The organism is Metabacillus sp. Hm71 (assembly GCF_051842955.2).
Lineage (GTDB): Bacteria > Bacillota > Bacilli > Bacillales > Bacillaceae > Metabacillus.
Map to the genome: position 1 here is coordinate 718,810 of NZ_CM200278.1, position 19,491 is coordinate 738,300.

General features: G+C 39.9%; 13 protein-coding genes, 3 rRNA genes and 1 pseudogene. 14 read left to right on the top strand and 3 right to left on the bottom strand.

All coding sequences use genetic code 11. The features are described from left to right. Positions 1-101 precede the first annotated feature (101 nt). Positions 102-1,013, bottom strand: coding sequence for a LysR family transcriptional regulator (locus ACSVDH_RS03695; protein WP_439253792.1), 912 nt, complete (start codon positions 1,011-1,013; stop codon positions 102-104). Positions 1,014-1,103: 90 nt separating this feature from the next. Between ACSVDH_RS03695 and ACSVDH_RS03700 the strand changes: the two genes are divergently transcribed. From ACSVDH_RS03700 to ACSVDH_RS03745, 10 genes and pseudogenes are all read left to right on the top strand, one after another. After that, positions 1,104-2,027: a DMT family transporter gene (locus tag ACSVDH_RS03700; RefSeq protein WP_439253793.1), complete on the top strand. Its 924-nt coding sequence runs from the start codon at positions 1,104-1,106 to the stop codon at positions 2,025-2,027. Positions 2,028-2,524: 497 nt separating this feature from the next. After that, the gene (locus tag ACSVDH_RS03705; RefSeq protein ID WP_439253794.1) at positions 2,525-3,508 is read left to right on the top strand and encodes a phosphotransferase; all 984 of its coding nucleotides are present in this window, start codon (positions 2,525-2,527) and stop codon (positions 3,506-3,508) included. A 247-nt stretch (positions 3,509-3,755) separates the two neighbouring features. Further along, positions 3,756-3,950 (top strand): dihydrodipicolinate synthase family protein, encoded by a 195-nt coding sequence (locus ACSVDH_RS03710; protein WP_439253795.1) that lies wholly within the window; start codon positions 3,756-3,758, stop codon positions 3,948-3,950. An 8-nt stretch (positions 3,951-3,958) separates the two neighbouring features. Continuing rightward, positions 3,959-4,321, top strand: a pseudogene (locus tag ACSVDH_RS03715) (dihydrodipicolinate synthase family protein); the annotation flags it as partial. Positions 4,322-4,778: 457 nt separating this feature from the next. Next, positions 4,779-5,678, top strand: a complete 900-nt coding sequence (locus tag ACSVDH_RS03720) for a fumarylacetoacetate hydrolase family protein (protein ID WP_439253796.1) — start codon at positions 4,779-4,781, stop codon at positions 5,676-5,678. Between the two features lie 53 nt (positions 5,679-5,731). Beyond that, positions 5,732-6,031, top strand: coding sequence for a UxaA family hydrolase (locus tag ACSVDH_RS03725; protein WP_439253797.1), 300 nt, complete (start codon positions 5,732-5,734; stop codon positions 6,029-6,031). After that, the gene (locus ACSVDH_RS03730; protein WP_439253805.1) at positions 6,027-7,193 is read left to right on the top strand and encodes a UxaA family hydrolase; all 1,167 of its coding nucleotides are present in this window, start codon (positions 6,027-6,029) and stop codon (positions 7,191-7,193) included. Before ACSVDH_RS03725 ends, ACSVDH_RS03730 begins: the two co-directional genes overlap by 5 nt. 25 nt (positions 7,194-7,218) lie before the next feature. Next, positions 7,219-8,685 (top strand): alpha-ketoglutaric semialdehyde dehydrogenase GucD, encoded by a 1,467-nt coding sequence (gucD, locus tag ACSVDH_RS03735; protein ID WP_439253799.1) that lies wholly within the window; start codon positions 7,219-7,221, stop codon positions 8,683-8,685. A gap of 180 nt (positions 8,686-8,865) precedes the next feature. Then, the gene (locus tag ACSVDH_RS03740) at positions 8,866-10,173 is read left to right on the top strand and encodes an MFS transporter (RefSeq protein ID WP_439253800.1); all 1,308 of its coding nucleotides are present in this window, start codon (positions 8,866-8,868) and stop codon (positions 10,171-10,173) included. Between the two features lie 637 nt (positions 10,174-10,810). Continuing rightward, a complete protein-coding gene (locus tag ACSVDH_RS03745; RefSeq protein ID WP_439253801.1) occupies positions 10,811-10,951 on the top strand; it encodes a DegQ family regulator in 141 nt (46 codons plus the stop codon). A gap of 472 nt (positions 10,952-11,423) precedes the next feature. On the opposite strand, the gene ACSVDH_RS03750 is transcribed toward ACSVDH_RS03745, so the two are convergent. Beyond that, a complete protein-coding gene (locus ACSVDH_RS03750) occupies positions 11,424-11,678 on the bottom strand; it encodes a ParB N-terminal domain-containing protein (protein ID WP_439253802.1) in 255 nt (84 codons plus the stop codon). A 122-nt stretch (positions 11,679-11,800) separates the two neighbouring features. Continuing rightward, positions 11,801-11,986, bottom strand: a complete 186-nt coding sequence (gene hfq, locus ACSVDH_RS03755; protein WP_439253803.1) for an RNA chaperone Hfq — start codon at positions 11,984-11,986, stop codon at positions 11,801-11,803. A gap of 1,057 nt (positions 11,987-13,043) precedes the next feature. Here hfq and ACSVDH_RS03760 point away from each other — a divergent pair. The 4 genes from ACSVDH_RS03760 to ACSVDH_RS03775 all read left to right on the top strand — a co-directional run bounded on the left by ACSVDH_RS03760 (position 13,044) and on the right by ACSVDH_RS03775 (position 19,031). Continuing rightward, positions 13,044-14,594: ribosomal RNA gene (locus ACSVDH_RS03760) — 16S ribosomal RNA — on the top strand. A 325-nt stretch (positions 14,595-14,919) separates the two neighbouring features. Then, a 23S ribosomal RNA gene (locus ACSVDH_RS03765) occupies positions 14,920-17,850 on the top strand. A 77-nt stretch (positions 17,851-17,927) separates the two neighbouring features. Next, positions 17,928-18,043: ribosomal RNA gene (rrf, locus tag ACSVDH_RS03770) — 5S ribosomal RNA — on the top strand. Together the 16S, 23S and 5S rRNA genes form the textbook arrangement of a ribosomal RNA operon. A gap of 142 nt (positions 18,044-18,185) precedes the next feature. Beyond that, on the top strand, positions 18,186-19,031 hold the full coding sequence (locus ACSVDH_RS03775) for a tyrosine-type recombinase/integrase (protein WP_439253825.1): 846 nt from the start codon (positions 18,186-18,188) through the stop codon (positions 19,029-19,031). The last annotated feature ends 460 nt before the right edge of the window (positions 19,032-19,491 follow it).

The following is a 19,491-nucleotide window of genomic DNA, read 5'->3' on the forward strand; positions in this document are numbered from 1 at the left end:
TAAAAAAATGACTCCTCTCAACGTTTAGGTTCTCGAGAATGGATCAAACGTTTATAGGAGTCTGGCTATTGTAAGATAAATTTATTTCCTGGTTAAGCTCTTTAAATGTCAATTTCTGAAACTTCTTGATCCATAAAAGACTCAGATTTATGAGATTGAATCATAATGGTGATGAATTCTTTTGTGGCAGGTGTTACCTCATTAAATGAGTGTGTTATTATACCGATATCACGAGTTATCCTTGGATTAATGTTTTTTATGATTAAATTATGAGACATAGAAGAAAGTGTAAATTTCGAAATAATACCTATACCTAAGTTATTTTTGACCATATTAATTAAAGTTTGAGCATTTTGGACTGTTAGATTCTCTTTAAACTCAATATTATTTTTTTGAAATATTCTTGATATAGCAATTTCATGTCCACCTTTACAAAAAATAATTTCATTCTGATATTTTTCTAAATCAATCTTATTTTCTTGACTTAGTCTATGATTTTCAGGAATTATTGCAACCATATAATCATTGTTTATTATTTCAAATTCATACGGATCAAAGGGAGAGGCAACTATACCCATATCAACAGTCCGATCCTCCACCCATTCTTTTATTTGATTTGATGTCCCTTCTACTAATTCTATAGTAACAAGTGGATATTTTGACCTGAATAATGCGATGGTATTTGGTAAAATATTTGTTGATACAGCAGGAAAAGAACCTACTTTAATCTTACCGCTAAGAAGTTTATTTTCTCGATCAGCAACTTGATATATTTTGTTCTCAATAACTTTCATTTGTCTCGCTAAAATCAGAATTTCTTTCCCCACTTCAGTAAGCATTAATCCCTTTTGTTTATCCCTAATGAATAATTTAATATTGAGGGACTTTTCTAAATTTTTTACCGCCTTACTTACTGCTGGTTGTGATATAAATAAATCTTTAGAAGCCTCTGTAATATTTAATTTTTCGGCGACTTTCATAAATATTTTTAGGTTATTCATGTTCATAACCAATCAGTTATACCTCCTATAAAATAAATGTATTTGAGTTATAAATAAATATAACATACTATGAAATCACTTCAGAAGAAAGGGGATTAAATTATGTTTAAAGTTTTCTTGGGAATGATCTCTGTTACTCTTGTTTGGGGGTATACATGGGTTACGATGAAAATAGCAATTAGTGACATCCCCCCGATTTTATTTTCATCTCTACGTTTATTAATTGGGGCGATTCCTTTGTTTATCCTTCTCATAATACAAAGGAAAAGGATTAAAGTAGGTAAGGAGAATTTTAAAAACTATCTCATCATGAGCTTGTTCATGGCTCTAGGTTATATGGGAATATTGACTTATGGTATGCAATTTGTTGATTCAGGAAAAACTTCTGTTTTAGTGTACACAATGCCTATATTTGTTACAATTATTAGTCATTTTAAATTAAATGAGAAAGTTACTATTTATAAAATGGTGGGATTGATATTTGGCCTAGTCGGTCTTTTATTTATTTTAGGAACAGAAATTATTAATTTTGATCCAAAAGTAGTATTTGGAGAGTTATTAGTATTATTTTCAGCCCTTAGTTGGGCATCAGCAAATGTTTTTAGCAAATTAAAGTTCAAAAATATAGATATTATTCATATGAATGGTTGGCAACTTATTATGGGAACAATATTTTTATTTATTTTCTATTTAATATTAGAACCAAACCATTCAATCGAGTGGTCTAATGCGGCAGTGTTATCACTATTATTTAATGGTTTGTTCTCAACTGCCTTTACATTTGTAGTTTGGTTTTGGGTACTAAATAAAATAGATGCTTCAAAAGCATCTATGGCATTAATGTTTGTTCCTATTCTAGGTATTATATTTGGATGGCTACAACTTGGGGAGATCATAACAGTTGGTATTATTATCGGGGCACTTCTTATATGTGCTGGCATATTTTTGAACATGTATAATTTTAAAAGCACTGCAACAATAAAGAAACAAGGGGATGTATCATGCGAAAAATGTATTATGGATTAAGGTCAAAATTCAACTTATCATTTCCTATCTAACAGTGTCCAAAAGGTAACTTATTACCTTTTAACGTCACCACTTCCTCTTTTGCAAACGGATGGCGGTTATTGAAGGGGTAGGGTTTCACCTCTAGTTTAAGTTGTTGTTTTTATTCAAGAATCTGGCGCATTTCCGGAATAAGGATCTGCGCTTATTTTGCATGAAAAGGGCCGGATTGTTGAGGAACGTTTTCAATAAAATTGTATATTTATGTTGAAATATAGAGTAGAGATTGTGAGGGTTTTCACTTAAACATGGCAGGTTAACACTAGTAAAAATTTGATGTTATGAATATGATCAAAAAAACGCCATTTGGTATAAAATCCGAAGGAGTTTTTTTCATGTCTATTTTTATCAAGACTCTATTCAACATCATAACAAATCACAAACAAATAGTCTATATTTTCTGAATTTTTTCTTGTATAGTTGGTGCAAGAAAAAATTGAGAAATGGAGTGTTGTTAGATGGAAGTTACTTGTCACCTCGCTCTTGATGATTTACAGGATTATGTAAAGAAGGTTTTTGGTTCCGATTATTTAGTTGTGAGGATTTTGAAAATAAATGGCGGTGCACAAAAGGTAATTTTTAAACTTGATTTTAGTAATGGATTTTCCTGCGTTTTGTATATATGGGATCCTGCTTCGAATTATTTTCAAGAAGAACAAGCAAATGCAGATATAAATGAACGCTCTTATGGTAGTGATTTATTTGAATTAAACAACCAATATTTAATCCAACAAGGTATTAGAACTCCTGCTCTATATGATTTAAATACAGAAAGAACCCGTTACCCGTTTGATTACGCTCTCGTTGAATATGTGGCTGGACACAAAGCAGAAGATTATTTTCATCATTCAGATTCAAAAGTTCAAAATAAATTGTTTCAGAAGTTGGGTGATATGCTGGCTCGCATGCATACCAATAATAAAAAATCTTATGGGAAATTAAATCATGAGTTGATTAATACAGAAAGTTGTCATCTGTTACTAATGGAGAATGCAAAAGAACAGTTATCTTATGCCTCTCAATATCTTGAATGCATCAGAGCTAATCAAATTAAATTACTCGACACTTTGTACGAGCTTGAATCAAGAATTAAACCCAGAACGCAGTATAGATTTATACACGGAGAACTAGGTCCTGACCATGTTTTGGTTAATGATGAATTAGACCCCTTTTTGATTGATATTGAAGGAGCAATGTTCTTTGATATTGAACATGAACACAGTTTTTTAGAGTTTCGTTTTGGGGATTTTTACCGATTTCTAAAGAATGATGCTCTTGATTATAACAGGATGTTATTTTATCGATTCCACCATCATATCTCGTTAACCTCAGGTGGTTTAAAGCTATTCCATCGAGGATTTCCAGATAAACAATTTGCAAAAGGTCTAGCTGATCACCATTCACAAAGTGCATTGAGATTTATTGAGGGTTTTAATATATAAATAGCCATAGTCTTTACTTTGTTCGAGATTGTTCAACGGGACGTTAGTGAAAGAAGAATTAATTGATTTTAAGAATGAGATCATATTTTAGTTATGCCAGAAGGGCGCGATTGTGGAGCAACGGAGGTAGAAAATGATCAAACTTTTTTATAGAACTGAAACTTAAATCTGCAGATAAGAATCCATTTTGATCAAACTTTTTTCAAAATGGATTTTTCTTATCTACCATAAAATACGGGTTTGTGAGATGTTTTTGATTAAACTTTATTTCAAAGCTACATCAGTCTACGAAACTTCCATCATGATTTACAATTTCCCAGATAGGACGATCAATATAAGTCCAGAGTTAGTTCTAAGGCTGGCTCTAGATTTTCCGAATATTGTCGCTATTAAAGATACAGTGGATAGCATTTCACTCACTCGCCGGTTGATTAGGTTGTAAAATCTGCGGTTAAAAACTTTAGTGTTTTCTCTTGTTTTGACGAATATTTTGTTCCGAACTTAATGGCTGGTGGCGATGGGGTACTGTGTGGACTTACGAATGTAGTACCTGAACTTTTCAATGAGCTTTATAAAGCCTACTGGGGTGGGGATTTATCTAAAGTAGTTTCCATGCAGAAAATAATTAGCGAGCTTATGAGTATTTATGATGGTTCACAACCTTTTATTTCAGCAATGAAGACGTCGGTTATGCTTACAGGAAGAACAATGATACCTGTGGTAAAAGCCCAAGGGACTAAGTTGGATGAGCGGGGGGAACAACAGATAAGGAGTATTTTGGTTAAGGCCAACGTTGTAAAAATGAGTCTATAGTGCATGCGAATTATTTGAACAACTAGGCAGATTAACTAATAGATTGATAGAAGAATAGAATAAAAACGGAGGATTAACAAGCGCGGTAATGTACACGTCCTTATTTATTTTTTTCAACGATTTTGTAATAAACAAAGATCTTACAGAATAAGTTAACTTTTATATAAATTGATCAGTGTGTTTCATATTTGAAATCTGGATTTCAAATATGAAAAGTTAAAAGTAAATTAGTAGCAAATATTAAGGGTTCCTTGCCTTTTAATGAAAAGGAGCTTTTTTTTTTGCAGCCTGACAAATTCAGAGTTGTAAGGGTTTTTATTTTTTGAAAATTAATAATGTTTATCCTTTTGGCACGAAATTTGCAATTAAATTTAGTGAGCAACGCCAAAAAAATAGTAGAGGAAGAGGGAAACAACCATTTATCAGGAATAATTTCTGAAATAAAAAGGAGGACTATATGCGTATTATTTGTTTTTTAAATGAAAAATCTGTTCCCGTTCTAGCTGCATTAACTAATGATGGGCTCATCTATTCACTGCCGCAAAAAGACTTTTTGGAGTTGACACAACAAGCTAAAGATCAAAATACTTCTCTTCTTCACTTTGTTGAAAGCGTTATCTCTGGATTGAATCCAATTCCGCAATCTCTAGAAGAACTATCATTGCTTGTTCCGATTGAAGCTCCAGAAGTGTGGGCAGCAGGAGTTACATATGAAAAAAGCAGAGATGCCAGAAACTTCGAATCCACTGACACAATAATCGGCTCAGCTACTTTTTATGACAAGGTTTATGATGCCAAACGCCCCGAAATTTTTCTTAAATCCACTGCTGTAAGAACTGTGGGGCCAAATGATCAGGTATTTCTTCGAACAGATTCTAAATGGCAAATCCCTGAGCCGGAGTTAGGACTTGTCATCAATAGTGAGGGAGAAATTTTAGGATATACAATCGGAAATGACATGAGCTGCCGTGATATTGAGGGAGAAAATCCACTTTATTTGCCTCAAGCAAAAATCTGGAGAAATTCCTGCTCTATTGGCCCTGCTATTCTTTTGACGGAAGCGGTTAAAGATCCTTATCAGTTTAAGATTACATGCAGAATCTATAGAAACGGTGAGAGAGTGGTGGAAGGGAGCGCCAATACCCGTCAATTAAAGCGAACCTTTGATGAGCTTGTTTCTTATCTCATTAAAGACAATCAGATTTTTAACGGAACAGTTTTATTAACAGGAACATGTATTGTTCCACCAAATGAATTTACTTTGGCGGATGGAGACCAAATAGAAATTGAAATTTCGGATATTGGGGTATTAAAAAATACGGTACGTCTGGCCGAAGCAGTGGTACCCAATTTGTAAAAAGTTTTCTAACTAATTAAATAAGAAAGCCAATATCTTAGGAGAGATTTTTAATGAGTACAGCTTTTAAAACGGTGATGATGAAACCAAATGATAAAGTGGCTGTGGCTTTAGAGTGTATTCCAAAAGGAAGTGATGTCAGGGTCACATGCCAAGGGAGAAGCTTTAATGTTGAAATAAAAGAAAAAATTGAATTCGGGCATAAATTTGCTGTCACGCCGATCTCCAAAGGGGAGGATATTCTTAAATATGGCGCGGTAATTGGCTCTGCCACTACTGATATCAGTACGGGTGAACACGTTCATATTCATAATCTGGAAGGAAAAAGAGGACGGGGGGATAAAGTTGATTGAAGGAAAACGGTTTTGGGGATATAGGCGTCCCAACGGTCAAGTTGGAGTCAGAAATCATGTTTTAATTTTGCCTACGATTACTTGTGCTGCACAGGCGGCTAAACAAATTACGGAATTGGTGCAAGGAACGGTTTCTTTCATCCATCAGCATGGGTGTGCACAAGTAGGTGTCGATTATGATCAAACATTCCGGACTTATGTAGGAATGGGCGCAAATCCAAATGTTTATGGAGTAGTTGTTCTGGGTCTTGGCTGCGAAACTCATCAGGCACGCAGTGTTGCGGGAGAAATTGCTAAAACAGGAAAGCCCGTTGAAGTAGTTTCCATTCAGGACTACAGTGGAACGCTTGGCGCTATTGCTGAAGGATCAAGAATAGCAGCGAAAATGGTACAGGCTGCTTCCGCTCAAATGAAGGAACTCTGTGATTTCAGTGAGCTTATTATCGGAACAGAATGCGGCGGTTCGGACGCCTGTTCTGGTTTATCAGCCAATCCTGCCGTAGGGGTTGTTAGCGATATGCTTGTTGACCAAGGTGGCACTGCGATTTTAGCAGAAACAACAGAACTAATTGGTGCGGAACATCTATTGGCGGAGCGTGCAGTGGATGATAGGACAGCCAAGCGTGTATATGAAGTAATCGGTGCTATGGAAAACCGTGCCATTACGATGGGAGTGGATATCCGGACAGGGAATCCGAGCCCTGGAAATATCAAGGGAGGCTTGAGTTCCTTAGAAGAAAAATCGTTAGGTGCTTCAAATAAATCTGGAAGCAGGCCCTTACAAGAGGTGATCGATTATGCTCAGGTGCCATCCAAAAAAGGACTGGTGTGGATGGATACCCCTGGGCATGATATTGAACAGATGACAGGTATGGTAGCAGGCGGGTCCCAAATTGTTTTATTTACTACTGGAAGGGGCACACCTACCGGTTCACCAATCGCGCCTGTTATCAAGATTGCGACTAATTCAGGAATTTTTGAAAGAATGGAAGAGAACATTGATATGAACGCCGGAACCATCATCGAAGGCAAAGAATCGATTGAGTCGGTCGGCCAGCGTATTTTCGATGAAATCGAGCTTGTTGCTTCTGGTAAGCTGACAAAAGCGGAAATTCTTAAACAGCATGATTTCGGTATTTGGCGGATTGGCCCTACATTTTAAAAAAAGATGAAAAGGAGTTAGAACTTTGACCACTATAACACAGGTAAAAACCTACCTTAACTATATTAATGGAGAATGGGTATCATCTCTCGGAAAAAAAGTCGATATATCCATTAATCCTGCTAATAAAAACGAAATCGTCGGCTACATTCAGAGTTCGAGTGGGGAAGATGTAGATAGAGCTGTAGAAGCAGCAAAGAGGGCTCAAAAAGAATGGCGCCGTCTTTCAGGAGCAGAACGCGGTGATTATCTCTATAAAATAGCGAATAGTCTAGAAAGGCGTCTTGATGAGATTGCTGAAACGATGACAATGGAAATGGGCAAAACATTCTCTGAAGCCAAAGGTGAGACAATGCGTGGTGTCGCTATTCTCCGATACTATGCAGGCGAGGGGATGCGCAAGGCGGGTGATGTTATTCCAGCCAGTGACAGTCAAGCGTTGATGTTTACAAAACGTGTTCCTCTTGGAGTCATCGGTGTTATATCCCCGTGGAACTTTCCAGTAGCCATCCCGATTTGGAAAATGGCACCTGCGCTGATCTACGGCAATACGGTTGTGATTAAACCTGCACAAGAAACATCTGTTACGGCGGCGAAAGTCATCGAATGCATGGATGAGGCAGGTATTCCGGATGGTGTAGTGAATATGGTGACTGGGGCTGGCTCCGTAGTCGGAGCAGCGATGGTCAACCATACAGATGTCAACGGTATTACCTTCACAGGATCAAATGCTACCGGCAAACAGATCGGACAGGCGGCCCTGGCTCGAGGTGCGAAATATCAGCTGGAGATGGGAGGGAAAAATCCAGTCATCATTGCAGCGGATGCTGACCTCGATCTAGCGGTGGAAGGAACTATCAGCGGCGGCTTTCGATCGACAGGTCAAAAATGTACAGCCACAAGCCGGGTATTTGTTCATACAGAGGTATATGATTTATTTAAAGAGAAACTACTTCAAAAGGTGAAAGAGATAAAAATCGGAAACGGCATGGAAGATACATCATGGATGGGACCATGCGCCAGTGAGAACCAATTAAATACCGTACTTTCTTATATTGAAAAAGGGAAAGCAGAGGGAGCAAGATTGATATACGGCGGTGAACGCCATACCGGGAATGGATGCGAAAACGGCTTTTATGTCCAACCGACTGTATTTGAGGATGTTACGAATGGAATGGTCATTGCCCAGGAGGAAATCTTCGGTCCGGTGTTGGCCCTTATCAAAGTGGATACGATCGAAGAAGCATTAGCGCAGGCTAATGATATTGAATTTGGGCTTAGTGCCTCCATTTATACGAAAGACATCGGCGCAATGATGTCCTTCATCATCGACATAGATGCAGGACTTGTCCGTATTAATGCTGAAACCGCCGGTGTTGAATTACAGGCACCATTCGGCGGCATGAAACAGTCTAGCTCACATTCCCGCGAGCAGGGGCAGGCAGCAATCGAATTTTTTACCGCAATCAAAACTGTATTTGTAAAAGCATAGACAGATAGAATTACAAGATGGTTCCCTAAAATCTTATTATGATTTTAGGGGGCGGTTTTTCCTCTATAGACCTGCCAATATAGTATCCTTGCCTTTGATAAATTAATAAATCGAATTTCAATATTGTTATAATATTCTTACCCTTACTTGAGCTCGATTTCAGTAATAGGAGGTTTTTATATGAGAGAAATACATCAAAAAAGAACCAACGTTCGTTGGAAGATTGCTATATTCATGTGGGCAGCCATAGCCATTAATTATTTGGACCGCACAGTCCTATCTGCTACCACCCCAGCTTTAATGAAGGAATTCGGACTAGATGCGGCGCAAATGGGAATTATCATGTCTGCTTTCTTTTGGAGCTATGCGTTATTTCAGATTCCTGCGGGGTGGTTAGCTGACAAAGTTGGCCAACGATTCTCGCTTGCTTTTTGTGTTGCTTGGTGGTCGATTGCCACGGCATTGACAGCTGTTAGCCAAGGCATGAAATCTCTCTTAATATTCCGTGTTCTTTTAGGGGTGGGGGAAGCTGGAGCATATCCAAGCAGTGCCGGGGTAACAGCTAAATGGTTCCCTGACAAAGAAAGGACAAGGGTCTCTGCTATTTTTGACAGCGGTTCCAAAGTAGGGACAGCGTTAGCGATGCCGTTTGTTGTTTGGTTAATGACTGCTTTCGGATGGAAAGTTCCATTTATTGTATCCGGTCTTTTAGGGCTGATTTGGGTAGCTATCTGGTGGGCCTATTACCGTGATCCGGAAAAACATATGTATGTAAATCAAGAAGAACTTACCTATATTCGTGATGGACAGGTCAAAAAAGACGGACTGGATAAAACACAGCCGATGAAATGGTATCAACTTCTTAAATACCGTAATATTCAAGCAATGTGTGTCGGATTTTTCATGCTAAACTATGCCATTTATTTCTTTATTACCTGGTTCCCGGCTTACCTTGTACAAGAACGCGGCTTTGAATTGATGAAAATGGGATGGGTGTCGATGATTCCCCCTTTATTTGGCCTTGTAGCTGAACTCTGTGCAGGCTGGTTTGCCGATCATCTTTACACAAAAGGGTATTCTTTAACCTTTGTCCGTAAATTGAACCTTGTTGGAGGTATGTTGTTAGCAACTTTGATTGCTTTTGCCGGATTAGTTGATTCAGCTATCATTTCAATTGCGTTATTGTCCATTTCTTATGCCGGTTTAACCACTGCCGCATGCGCTATTTGGTCGCTTCCTGGAGACGTAGCACCTCGTAATATGACTTCCATAGTGGGGGGACTTCAAAACTGCGTTTCGAATATGGGAGGTATTTTGGGACCTATTGTAACTGGTTTCATTATTGCGTCTACCCATTCGTTTATCCCAGCTCTTTTAGTATCTGGAGCAGCTACCTTAATCGGTGCATTAACTTATCTTTTCTGGCTTGGGAAGGTAGAACCTATTGTTCCTAAGACGGAGTCAGCAAGCAGCCAGCTAACTTTTTAACTTGATGCGAATAGAATAAGGGGTAAGTCCAAGATAAGTCCAAAAAACGCCATGCAGATGTAATAAAATTCAAGTGCTAAATAATACCAATGATTTTATCACTTATCCAGTTCTGATAAAAATGCGGTTTCAACGTTAAGGAATTTTCAATATTAAAAAGCCTAATTTCTCAATAATGTTGAGAAATTAGGCTTTAGACCGTAGACAAACCCCTTTCTTCAGAAAAAGCACTGAAGAAAAAGGGGTTTTCACTTCATGAATTTCACATATATTGATATCAATTCAAAAATATCATACTATATATTGAACCTTATAAAGATAAAGAAAATAGCTGCCGACTTTGTCGACAGCCTGAAGTGACTCATTTAGAGTCACTTTTTTTATCAAAAGGAAAAACGTATTTGATAGCATGTTTTAAAAGCTAAGGGACAACACCTAATTGAAAGTTGACACTTAGCTTTTATTTTTTGTTTATTACAATGCTTTCACAATAATGTTACAACTTTTAAATAATTCTTGTCTTACATGGTAGATGAATTTAGAGTAGGTCTAAAGTATAATATTCTGAAATTGAAGTGGGGATTGTTCCTAGTTAAATTTCTTATCGGTAAATTGCTGCTTTAAAGGAGTGTGAACAATGGATCTTCGTGAAATAGAAAAAATGATCCAAATGTTAGAGAGGATCGAAAAAGAAATACAAGAAACAAAGAAATCACTTCATTTAATACTTAATACAATAGATAAGTATGAAAACTTTGCATATTTAAAAGTATGTTAAATAGATTTTGTTACTTTTGTCCAAAGTATTATTTCAGCAAATGACTGCTCTAACATGAGTGGCCTTTTTATTTGCAAACTTAAGTTGGAATCAGGTTTCAACCTGTCTGAATAGCTTCATTAAGATTAAGGTTTACACATATGTTGAACAACAATTACAATACATCAAAAACCTTTCCAAAATTTGGAGAGTACATTAAAATATAATAAAAGTTTAATAGAAAGGTTGAATCCCTATGCGTGAGGTTTATTCGAACATCTTGTTAATTGTGGGGTGGCTATTTTTAACCTTTAGTTTTTATTTATTCTTATTGGCCTTTATTGAAATAAACTCCCTCTATATTGGTGCTCTTCTTCTTATTCTTGGGTTGATTTCTCTATTCGCTTCAAAAAGGATTGGTAATCATTCGGGAAATTTCCTTTCCCTTTTTGATCGGTAAAAAAAGCTCCAATTGGGGCGTTTTTTTTTATAATTAATTAAACTTATTATCAAAAGCAATAGGGACTAAATCGATCCCGATCTTTTGAGCAGCAAGATAACGTGTGTAGCCATCTGTAAGGATCTTTGTATCCCTCTTAATCGTAATAGGTTCATCTAAGTAGCCTGTCCGTTTAACATGATTCATAGCTTGCTGTATTTTTTTAACACTCGGATTAGAATTTAAAAAGCCTTCAGTTACAATAATTTGATCCAGTAATATAAATGTCTCAGTTCCCTCTGGTTTCAAAATTTCACTCTCTCCTTATATGGACTATTGATGCTTTGAAGACAACGTTGACCCAAGCTATTTTAATATTATAAATATATTTAATCCGATATATGTATTATTCCATGTTAAAGTAGGGTGTATTATCTAACGCTTGTAGAGATTGCGTGTTTTAAAATCATCTGCTGCTGTCCATTTGACTTAAAAACGATCGAAAATTTATCATGACCTTCAATGGTTCCTTTCATACGGAATCCATTTAGTAATATCAGCTCAATTTCCCTTTTACTGTTCATGATTTCATCTAATATCTTTGTTTGTAATTCCATTACATTCTTACCACTCTTTTTAAAATATCTATCACTAGAATATCAGATATTATGTTATATGACTTTGGAATTTAACTTTATTCGATCAAAACTTTGGTGTAAACCTATTATGTGAACATGATAAAAGGCAGCTATTACGCTGCCGTTTTTTTACACTTAAGTTTAAAATCAGGTTTAAACCTGATTAAAGTCTTCAGTAAGGTTCTCACATATGTTCATTCTTGTTGAACTTAAGCACTCCTTTAATTGAAGAAGAATCCTATCTATTTTTTTAAGTAGTGAATATACATATGTATCGTATGCCTCTCCGTTTTGATACATATAATCCCTTAGAAAGCTTCCTTTTCCATTAACTGTTACTCCTTCCTCCCTCAATCTTTTTTTCGTTATTTACAATGGTTGTAACACATTAACAACGTTAACCTGTAACACTTTATGTAAGAGGTCGAAAGAATATACCTTATTTTCTAGGCTTTAACCTCCCTCAACATGCCTTTATGTTTAGATTCCCTATTATTTATGTTCCTCATATTGAACAAAATAAAAATTAAAAAAACACTTTACTTAGTTATTGACTTCTACGAAAACAAGTGATAAGATGTTATTCATCGCTGCAAGATATTAAGCGATATTTTCTTCCTTTAAAACTTTTAACAGAAGTTGATAAAGGTGAATTTGTTTGATTCAATAGTTCTTGTCGCTAATTTAGTAGTCGATTAAAACATATTGACTCTTTTCAAACAGGATGGTATATTATTTACCTAATTTGAAAAAAACATTGAGAATTTATCATTGACTTCTACAAAATTAAATGATAAGTTTTTATTTGTCGCTATAAAATATTAAATAGAGATTAGCGGATTTTTTCTTTTAAAAAATTTTCGTAGAAGTTGACAAAAATGAAGTTGTTTGATACAATAGTTTTTGTCGCTGATTCTTCGAAATCAGTTCATTTTCATCTCGAAAAATAGTTCTTTGAAAACTAAACAAAACAGAAACGTCAACGTTAATTCAAGTCTTTTATAAAGACATTATATGAGCAAGTCAAACTACTACTTTATTGGAGAGTTTGATCCTGGCTCAGGACGAACGCTGGCGGCGTGCCTAATACATGCAAGTCGAGCGAATCAATGGGAGCTTGCTCCCTGAGATTAGCGGCGGACGGGTGAGTAACACGTGGGTAACCTGCCTGTAAGATTGGGATAACTCCGGGAAACCGGAGCTAATACCGGATAATATTTCGAACCGCATGGTTCGGAATTGAAAGGTGGCTTTTGCTACCACTTACAGATGGACCCGCGGCGCATTAGCTAGTTGGTGAGGTAACGGCTCACCAAGGCAACGATGCGTAGCCGACCTGAGAGGGTGATCGGCCACACTGGGACTGAGACACGGCCCAGACTCCTACGGGAGGCAGCAGTAGGGAATCTTCCGCAATGGACGAAAGTCTGACGGAGCAACGCCGCGTGAGCGAAGAAGGCCTTCGGGTCGTAAAGCTCTGTTGTTAGGGAAGAACAAGTACCGTTCAAATAGGGCGGTACCTTGACGGTACCTAACCAGAAAGCCACGGCTAACTACGTGCCAGCAGCCGCGGTAATACGTAGGTGGCAAGCGTTGTCCGGAATTATTGGGCGTAAAGCGCGCGCAGGCGGTTTCTTAAGTCTGATGTGAAAGCCCACGGCTCAACCGTGGAGGGTCATTGGAAACTGGGGAACTTGAGTGCAGAAGAGGAGAGTGGAATTCCACGTGTAGCGGTGAAATGCGTAGAGATGTGGAGGAACACCAGTGGCGAAGGCGACTCTCTGGTCTGTAACTGACGCTGAGGCGCGAAAGCGTGGGGAGCGAACAGGATTAGATACCCTGGTAGTCCACGCCGTAAACGATGAGTGCTAAGTGTTAGAGGGTTTCCGCCCTTTAGTGCTGCAGCAAACGCATTAAGCACTCCGCCTGGGGAGTACGGTCGCAAGACTGAAACTCAAAGGAATTGACGGGGGCCCGCACAAGCGGTGGAGCATGTGGTTTAATTCGAAGCAACGCGAAGAACCTTACCAGGTCTTGACATCCTTCGCTACTTCTAGAGATAGAAGGTTCCCCTTCGGGGGACGAAGTGACAGGTGGTGCATGGTTGTCGTCAGCTCGTGTCGTGAGATGTTGGGTTAAGTCCCGCAACGAGCGCAACCCTTGATCTTAGTTGCCAGCATTCAGTTGGGCACTCTAAGGTGACTGCCGGTGACAAACCGGAGGAAGGTGGGGATGACGTCAAATCATCATGCCCCTTATGACCTGGGCTACACACGTGCTACAATGGATGGTACAAAGGGCTGCAAGACCGCGAGGTCAAGCCAATCCCATAAAACCATTCTCAGTTCGGATTGCAGGCTGCAACTCGCCTGCATGAAGCCGGAATCGCTAGTAATCGCGGATCAGCATGCCGCGGTGAATACGTTCCCGGGCCTTGTACACACCGCCCGTCACACCACGAGAGTTTGTAACACCCGAAGTCGGTGGGGTAACCGCAAGGAGCCAGCCGCCTAAGGTGGGACAGATGATTGGGGTGAAGTCGTAACAAGGTAGCCGTATCGGAAGGTGCGGCTGGATCACCTCCTTTCTAAGGATAAAATGAAGGTCAAGATCCTTCATAAAAAGATGTTTCTGATTTTGTTTAGTTTTGAGAGAACTATCTCTCAGGCATTGTTCCTTGAAAACTAGATAACAATAACAATTCAAGTAATTCACTGAGTTTAAACGCTTAGTTAGTGATTCTCTTAATTATGTTTAATCAGGACATTAAGTAAGCACTTATGTCTTGAGACAAAGGAGAAGCGAGAAGTTCGAGGCGACGAGTGGTCGAGGAGCGGAGTGTACGGTTTTGGTACATGAGCACCGCAGAACGCGAAGTCAACGAAGAAATTCGACGCTTATCGTTTGTCGAAGGTTAAGTTGTTAAGGGCGCACGGTGGATGCCTTGGCACTAGGAGCCGATGAAGGACGGTACTAACACCGATATGCTTCGGGAAGCTGTAAGTAAGCTTTGATCCGGAGATTTCCGAATGGGGAAACCCACTGTTCGTAATGGAACAGTATCTTTACCTGAATCCATAGGGTAATGAAGGCAGACCCGGGGAACTGAAACATCTAAGTACCCGGAGGAAGAGAAAGCAAACGCGATTTCCTGAGTAGCGGCGAGCGAAACGGAAGAAGCCCAAACCAAGAGGCTTGCCTCTTGGGGTTGTAGGACACTCTATTAGGAGTTACAAAGGAACGGGGTAAATGAAGCGGTCTGGAAAGGCCCGTCATAGAAGGTAACAACCCTGTAGTTGAAACTTCGTTCCCTCCAGAGTGGATCCTGAGTACGGCGGGACACGTGAAATCCCGTCGGAAGCAGGGAGGACCATCTCCCAAGGCTAAATACTCCCTAGTGACCGATAGTGAACCAGTACCGTGAGGGAAAGGTGAAAAGCACCCCGGAAGGGGAGTGAAAGAGATCCTGAAACCGTGTGCCTACAAGTAGTCAAAGCCCGTTAATGGGTAATGGCGTGCCTTTTGTAGAATGAACCGGCGAGTTACGATCCCGTGCAAGGTTAAGTTGAAGAGACGGAGCCGCAGCGAAAGCGAGTCTTAAATAGGGCGAATGAGTACGTGGTCGTAGACCCGAAACCAGGTGATCTACCCATGTCCAGGGTGAAGTTCAGGTAACACTGAATGGAGGCCCGAACCCACGCACGTTGAAAAGTGCGGGGATGAGGTGTGGGTAGCGGAGAAATTCCAATCGAACTTGGAGATAGCTGGTTCTCTCCGAAATAGCTTTAGGGCTAGCCTTGAATTAAGAGTCTTGGAGGTAGAGCACTGATTGGACTAGGGGCCCCCATCGGGTTACCGAATTCAGTCAAACTCCGAATGCCAAAGACTTATGTTCAGGAGTCAGACTGCGAGTGATAAGATCCGTAGTCAAGAGGGAAACAGCCCAGACCACCAGCTAAGGTCCCAAAGTATACGTTAAGTGGAAAAGGATGTGGAGTTGCTTAGACAACCAGGATGTTGGCTTAGAAGCAGCCACCATTTAAAGAGTGCGTAATAGCTCACTGGTCGAGTGACTCTGCGCCGAAAATGTACCGGGGCTAAACGTATCACCGAAGCTGTGGACTGTTCTTTTAGAACAGTGGTAGGAGAGCGTTCTAAGGGCTGTGAAGCTAGACCGTAAGGACTAGTGGAGCGCTTAGAAGTGAGAATGCCGGTATGAGTAGCGAAAGAGGGGTGAGAATCCCCTCCACCGAATGCCTAAGGTTTCCTGAGGAAGGCTCGTCCGCTCAGGGTTAGTCGGGACCTAAGCCGAGGCCGAAAGGCGTAGGCGATGGCCAACAGGTTGAAATTCCTGTACCACCTCCTCACCGTTTGAGCAATGGGGGGACGCAGAAGGATAGGGTAAGCGCGCTGTTGGATTAGCGCGTCCAAGCAGTTAGGCTGACAACGAGGCAAATCCCGTTGTCACATAAGCTGAGCTGTGATGGCGAGGGAACTATAGTACCGAAGTTCCTGATTCCACACTGCCAAGAAAAGCCTCTAGCGAGGTGTGAGGTGCCCGTACCGCAAACCGACACAGGTAGGCGAGGAGAGAATCCTAAGGTGAGCGAGAGAACTCTCGTTAAGGAACTCGGCAAAATGACCCCGTAACTTCGGGAGAAGGGGTGCTTTTTAGGGTGAATAGCCCGGAAAAGCCGCAGTGAATAGGCCCAGGCGACTGTTTAGCAAAAACACAGGTCTCTGCGAAGCCGCAAGGCGAAGTATAGGGGCTGACGCCTGCCCGGTGCTGGAAGGTTAAGGGGAGAGGTTAGCGCAAGCGAAGCTTTGAACTGAAGCCCCAGTAAACGGCGGCCGTAACTATAACGGTCCTAAGGTAGCGAAATTCCTTGTCGGGTAAGTTCCGACCCGCACGAAAGGCGTAACGATCTGGGCACTGTCTCAACGAGAGACTCGGTGAAATTATAGTACCTGTGAAGATGCAGGTTACCCGCGACAGGACGGAAAGACCCCGTGGAGCTTTACTGTAGCCTGATATTGAATTTTGGTACAGCTTGTACAGGATAGGTAGGAGCCTGAGAAGCCGGAGCGCCAGCTTCGGTGGAGGCGTCGGTGGGATACTACCCTGGCTGTATTGAAATTCTAACCCGCGGCCCTTATCGGGCCGGGAGACAGTGTCAGGTGGGCAGTTTGACTGGGGCGGTCGCCTCCTAAAATGTAACGGAGGCGCCCAAAGGTTCCCTCAGAATGGTTGGAAATCATTCGCAGAGTGTAAAGGCACAAGGGAGCTTGACTGCGAGACCTACAAGTCGAGCAGGGACGAAAGTCGGGCTTAGTGATCCGGTGGTTCCGCATGGAAGGGCCATCGCTCAACGGATAAAAGCTACCCCGGGGATAACAGGCTTATCTCCCCCAAGAGTCCACATCGACGGGGAGGTTTGGCACCTCGATGTCGGCTCATCGCATCCTGGGGCTGTAGTCGGTCCCAAGGGTTGGGCTGTTCGCCCATTAAAGCGGTACGCGAGCTGGGTTCAGAACGTCGTGAGACAGTTCGGTCCCTATCCGTCGTGGGCGCAGGAAATTTGAGAGGAGCTGTCCTTAGTACGAGAGGACCGGGATGGACGCACCGCTGGTGTACCAGTTGTCTTGCCAAAGGCATAGCTGGGTAGCTATGTGCGGAAGGGATAAGTGCTGAAAGCATCTAAGCATGAAGCCCCCCTCAAGATGAGATTTCCCATAGCGTAAGCTAGTAAGATCCCTGAAAGATGATCAGGTTGATAGGTCTGAGGTGGAAGCGCGGTGACGTGTGGAGCTGACAGATACTAATCGATCGAGGACTTAACCTAATAATGTGTTAAACTTTAGTGAATTGAATTGTGAAGTGTTATCTAGTTTTGAAGGAACAACCTTTAAACTAAATATGTCTGGTGGCGATAGCGAAGAGGTCACACCCGTTCCCATGCCGAACACGGAAGTTAAGCTCTTCAGCGCCAATGGTAGTTAGGGGTTTCCCCTTGTGAGAGTAGGACGTTGCCAGGCAAAAGTTAACAACAAAAAGAACTAATCCTTTTTTAGGATTAGTTCTTTTTTATATATAATTTCACAGAAGTTGAGTTATATGAATTCATCTTATATAATGAAAGTAAATCATACTTTTCTAAAAATTAAGGCGGTGGTTCATATGAAAAACACTGGCAAAGAAAGTATAATTGATGAATTTGCAAAATGGCAAAAAGAACAAGGAAAAGCTGATGGTACGATTAAAACGTATGTAGGAGTTCTTGAGAAATTTCAATCATGGTTAACAACAAAAAATATATCCCTTGATCAGATTTCAAAGAATGACGTTCAATTATATATGGATTATTTGGAAGAACAACAAAAAAATGCGGGTACGATTGAAAAATACCTTGCAGCAATAAGTGTTTTTTCACGCTTTTTAGGGAGATCTCAAATTATCTTGGATATCAAACGGAAAGAAAAAATCAAGGAAAGTGAAATGCCCGAGTCTCTTGAAGAAAGCGAAGAAAAGCAATTGTTATTGGAGGTTGAGTTCGACGGAAACCTTCGAAACATCGCAATCGTTTATACTCTTTTGTATACAGGGATTCGAATTTCAGAACTCTGTGATTTAAATTTTGATGATATTAAACTAACGGATAAGAAAGGTACGCTTCTTGTAAAAGATAAAAATGGGGAAATCGAAAGAATAATTCCACTTTCAAAAGAAGTAAGGAAACACCTTAAAAATTATATCGATTCTTTAAATACAAACAGAGAAGCATTATTTGTTTCAAGCACCTATAAAAGACTATCAACTAGGGCAGTACAATATGTGTTGCAAAAATACGATGTGAATCCCCATAAGTTACGTCATACGTTTTGCCAAAAGCTTATCAATAAAGGAATTGATATTCACACAGTAGCAAAATTAGCAGGACACAAGGATGTAAATGTAACGAAGCGTTATACTAGTGATGTAGAGTTGAACTTAGAAAAGGTAATTGATCAAGCTTTCTCAGGGTAGATACAAACGGATGCGTTGTCTTGAAAACAGAAAAAGGTTCACGATTATACAATCGTGAACCTTTTTCCATCTTCTTTCCGTTCGAGTTTGTATTATTCTCAAATAAGCGATATCCTATTCTACTCTGAAAAAGTATTGGCGAACTGTAGTAAGTGAGTGGTTTTTAGTAATTAGTAAAATTAACATCGAATAACTTTAAGTTTGAGAGCTTACTGATTCATTTACAACTGCACGAGGTCGGCTGGCTCTGTACCATTGCAAGCAAAATGAATATGAGGATAATATCAATTGCGTCCCCGTCATAATACATTATCATACCTCCTGATTCTGCATGTTTTATGGAAACGATTTGGATTTAAAATAAAGTTCGACCGTTTAAAACAAAGTTTAACTATTTGTAATAAAGTTGCACCGTTTTGAAAAAGTTCAACCGTTTTATATATGAATTTTTGATATTTGA

What these genes read in the sequence shown, in the direction of transcription:
- ACSVDH_RS03700 (WP_439253793.1), top strand. Translation starts at nt 1,104, where the DNA reads ATGTTTAAAGTTTTCTTGGGAATGATCTCTGTTACTCTTGTTTGGGGG.
- ACSVDH_RS03705 (WP_439253794.1), top strand. Translation starts at nt 2,525, where the DNA reads ATGGAAGTTACTTGTCACCTCGCTCTTGATGATTTACAGGATTATGTA.
- ACSVDH_RS03710 (WP_439253795.1), top strand. Translation starts at nt 3,756, where the DNA reads ATGTTTTTGATTAAACTTTATTTCAAAGCTACATCAGTCTACGAAACT.
- ACSVDH_RS03720 (WP_439253796.1), top strand. Translation starts at nt 4,779, where the DNA reads ATGCGTATTATTTGTTTTTTAAATGAAAAATCTGTTCCCGTTCTAGCT.
- ACSVDH_RS03725 (WP_439253797.1), top strand. Translation starts at nt 5,732, where the DNA reads ATGAGTACAGCTTTTAAAACGGTGATGATGAAACCAAATGATAAAGTG.
- ACSVDH_RS03740 (WP_439253800.1), top strand. Translation starts at nt 8,866, where the DNA reads ATGAGAGAAATACATCAAAAAAGAACCAACGTTCGTTGGAAGATTGCT.
- ACSVDH_RS03745 (WP_439253801.1), top strand. Translation starts at nt 10,811, where the DNA reads ATGGATCTTCGTGAAATAGAAAAAATGATCCAAATGTTAGAGAGGATC.
- hfq (WP_439253803.1), bottom strand. Translation starts at nt 11,986, where the DNA reads ATGGAATTACAAACAAAGATATTAGATGAAATCATGAACAGTAAAAGG.
- ACSVDH_RS03775 (WP_439253825.1), top strand. Translation starts at nt 18,186, where the DNA reads ATGAAAAACACTGGCAAAGAAAGTATAATTGATGAATTTGCAAAATGG.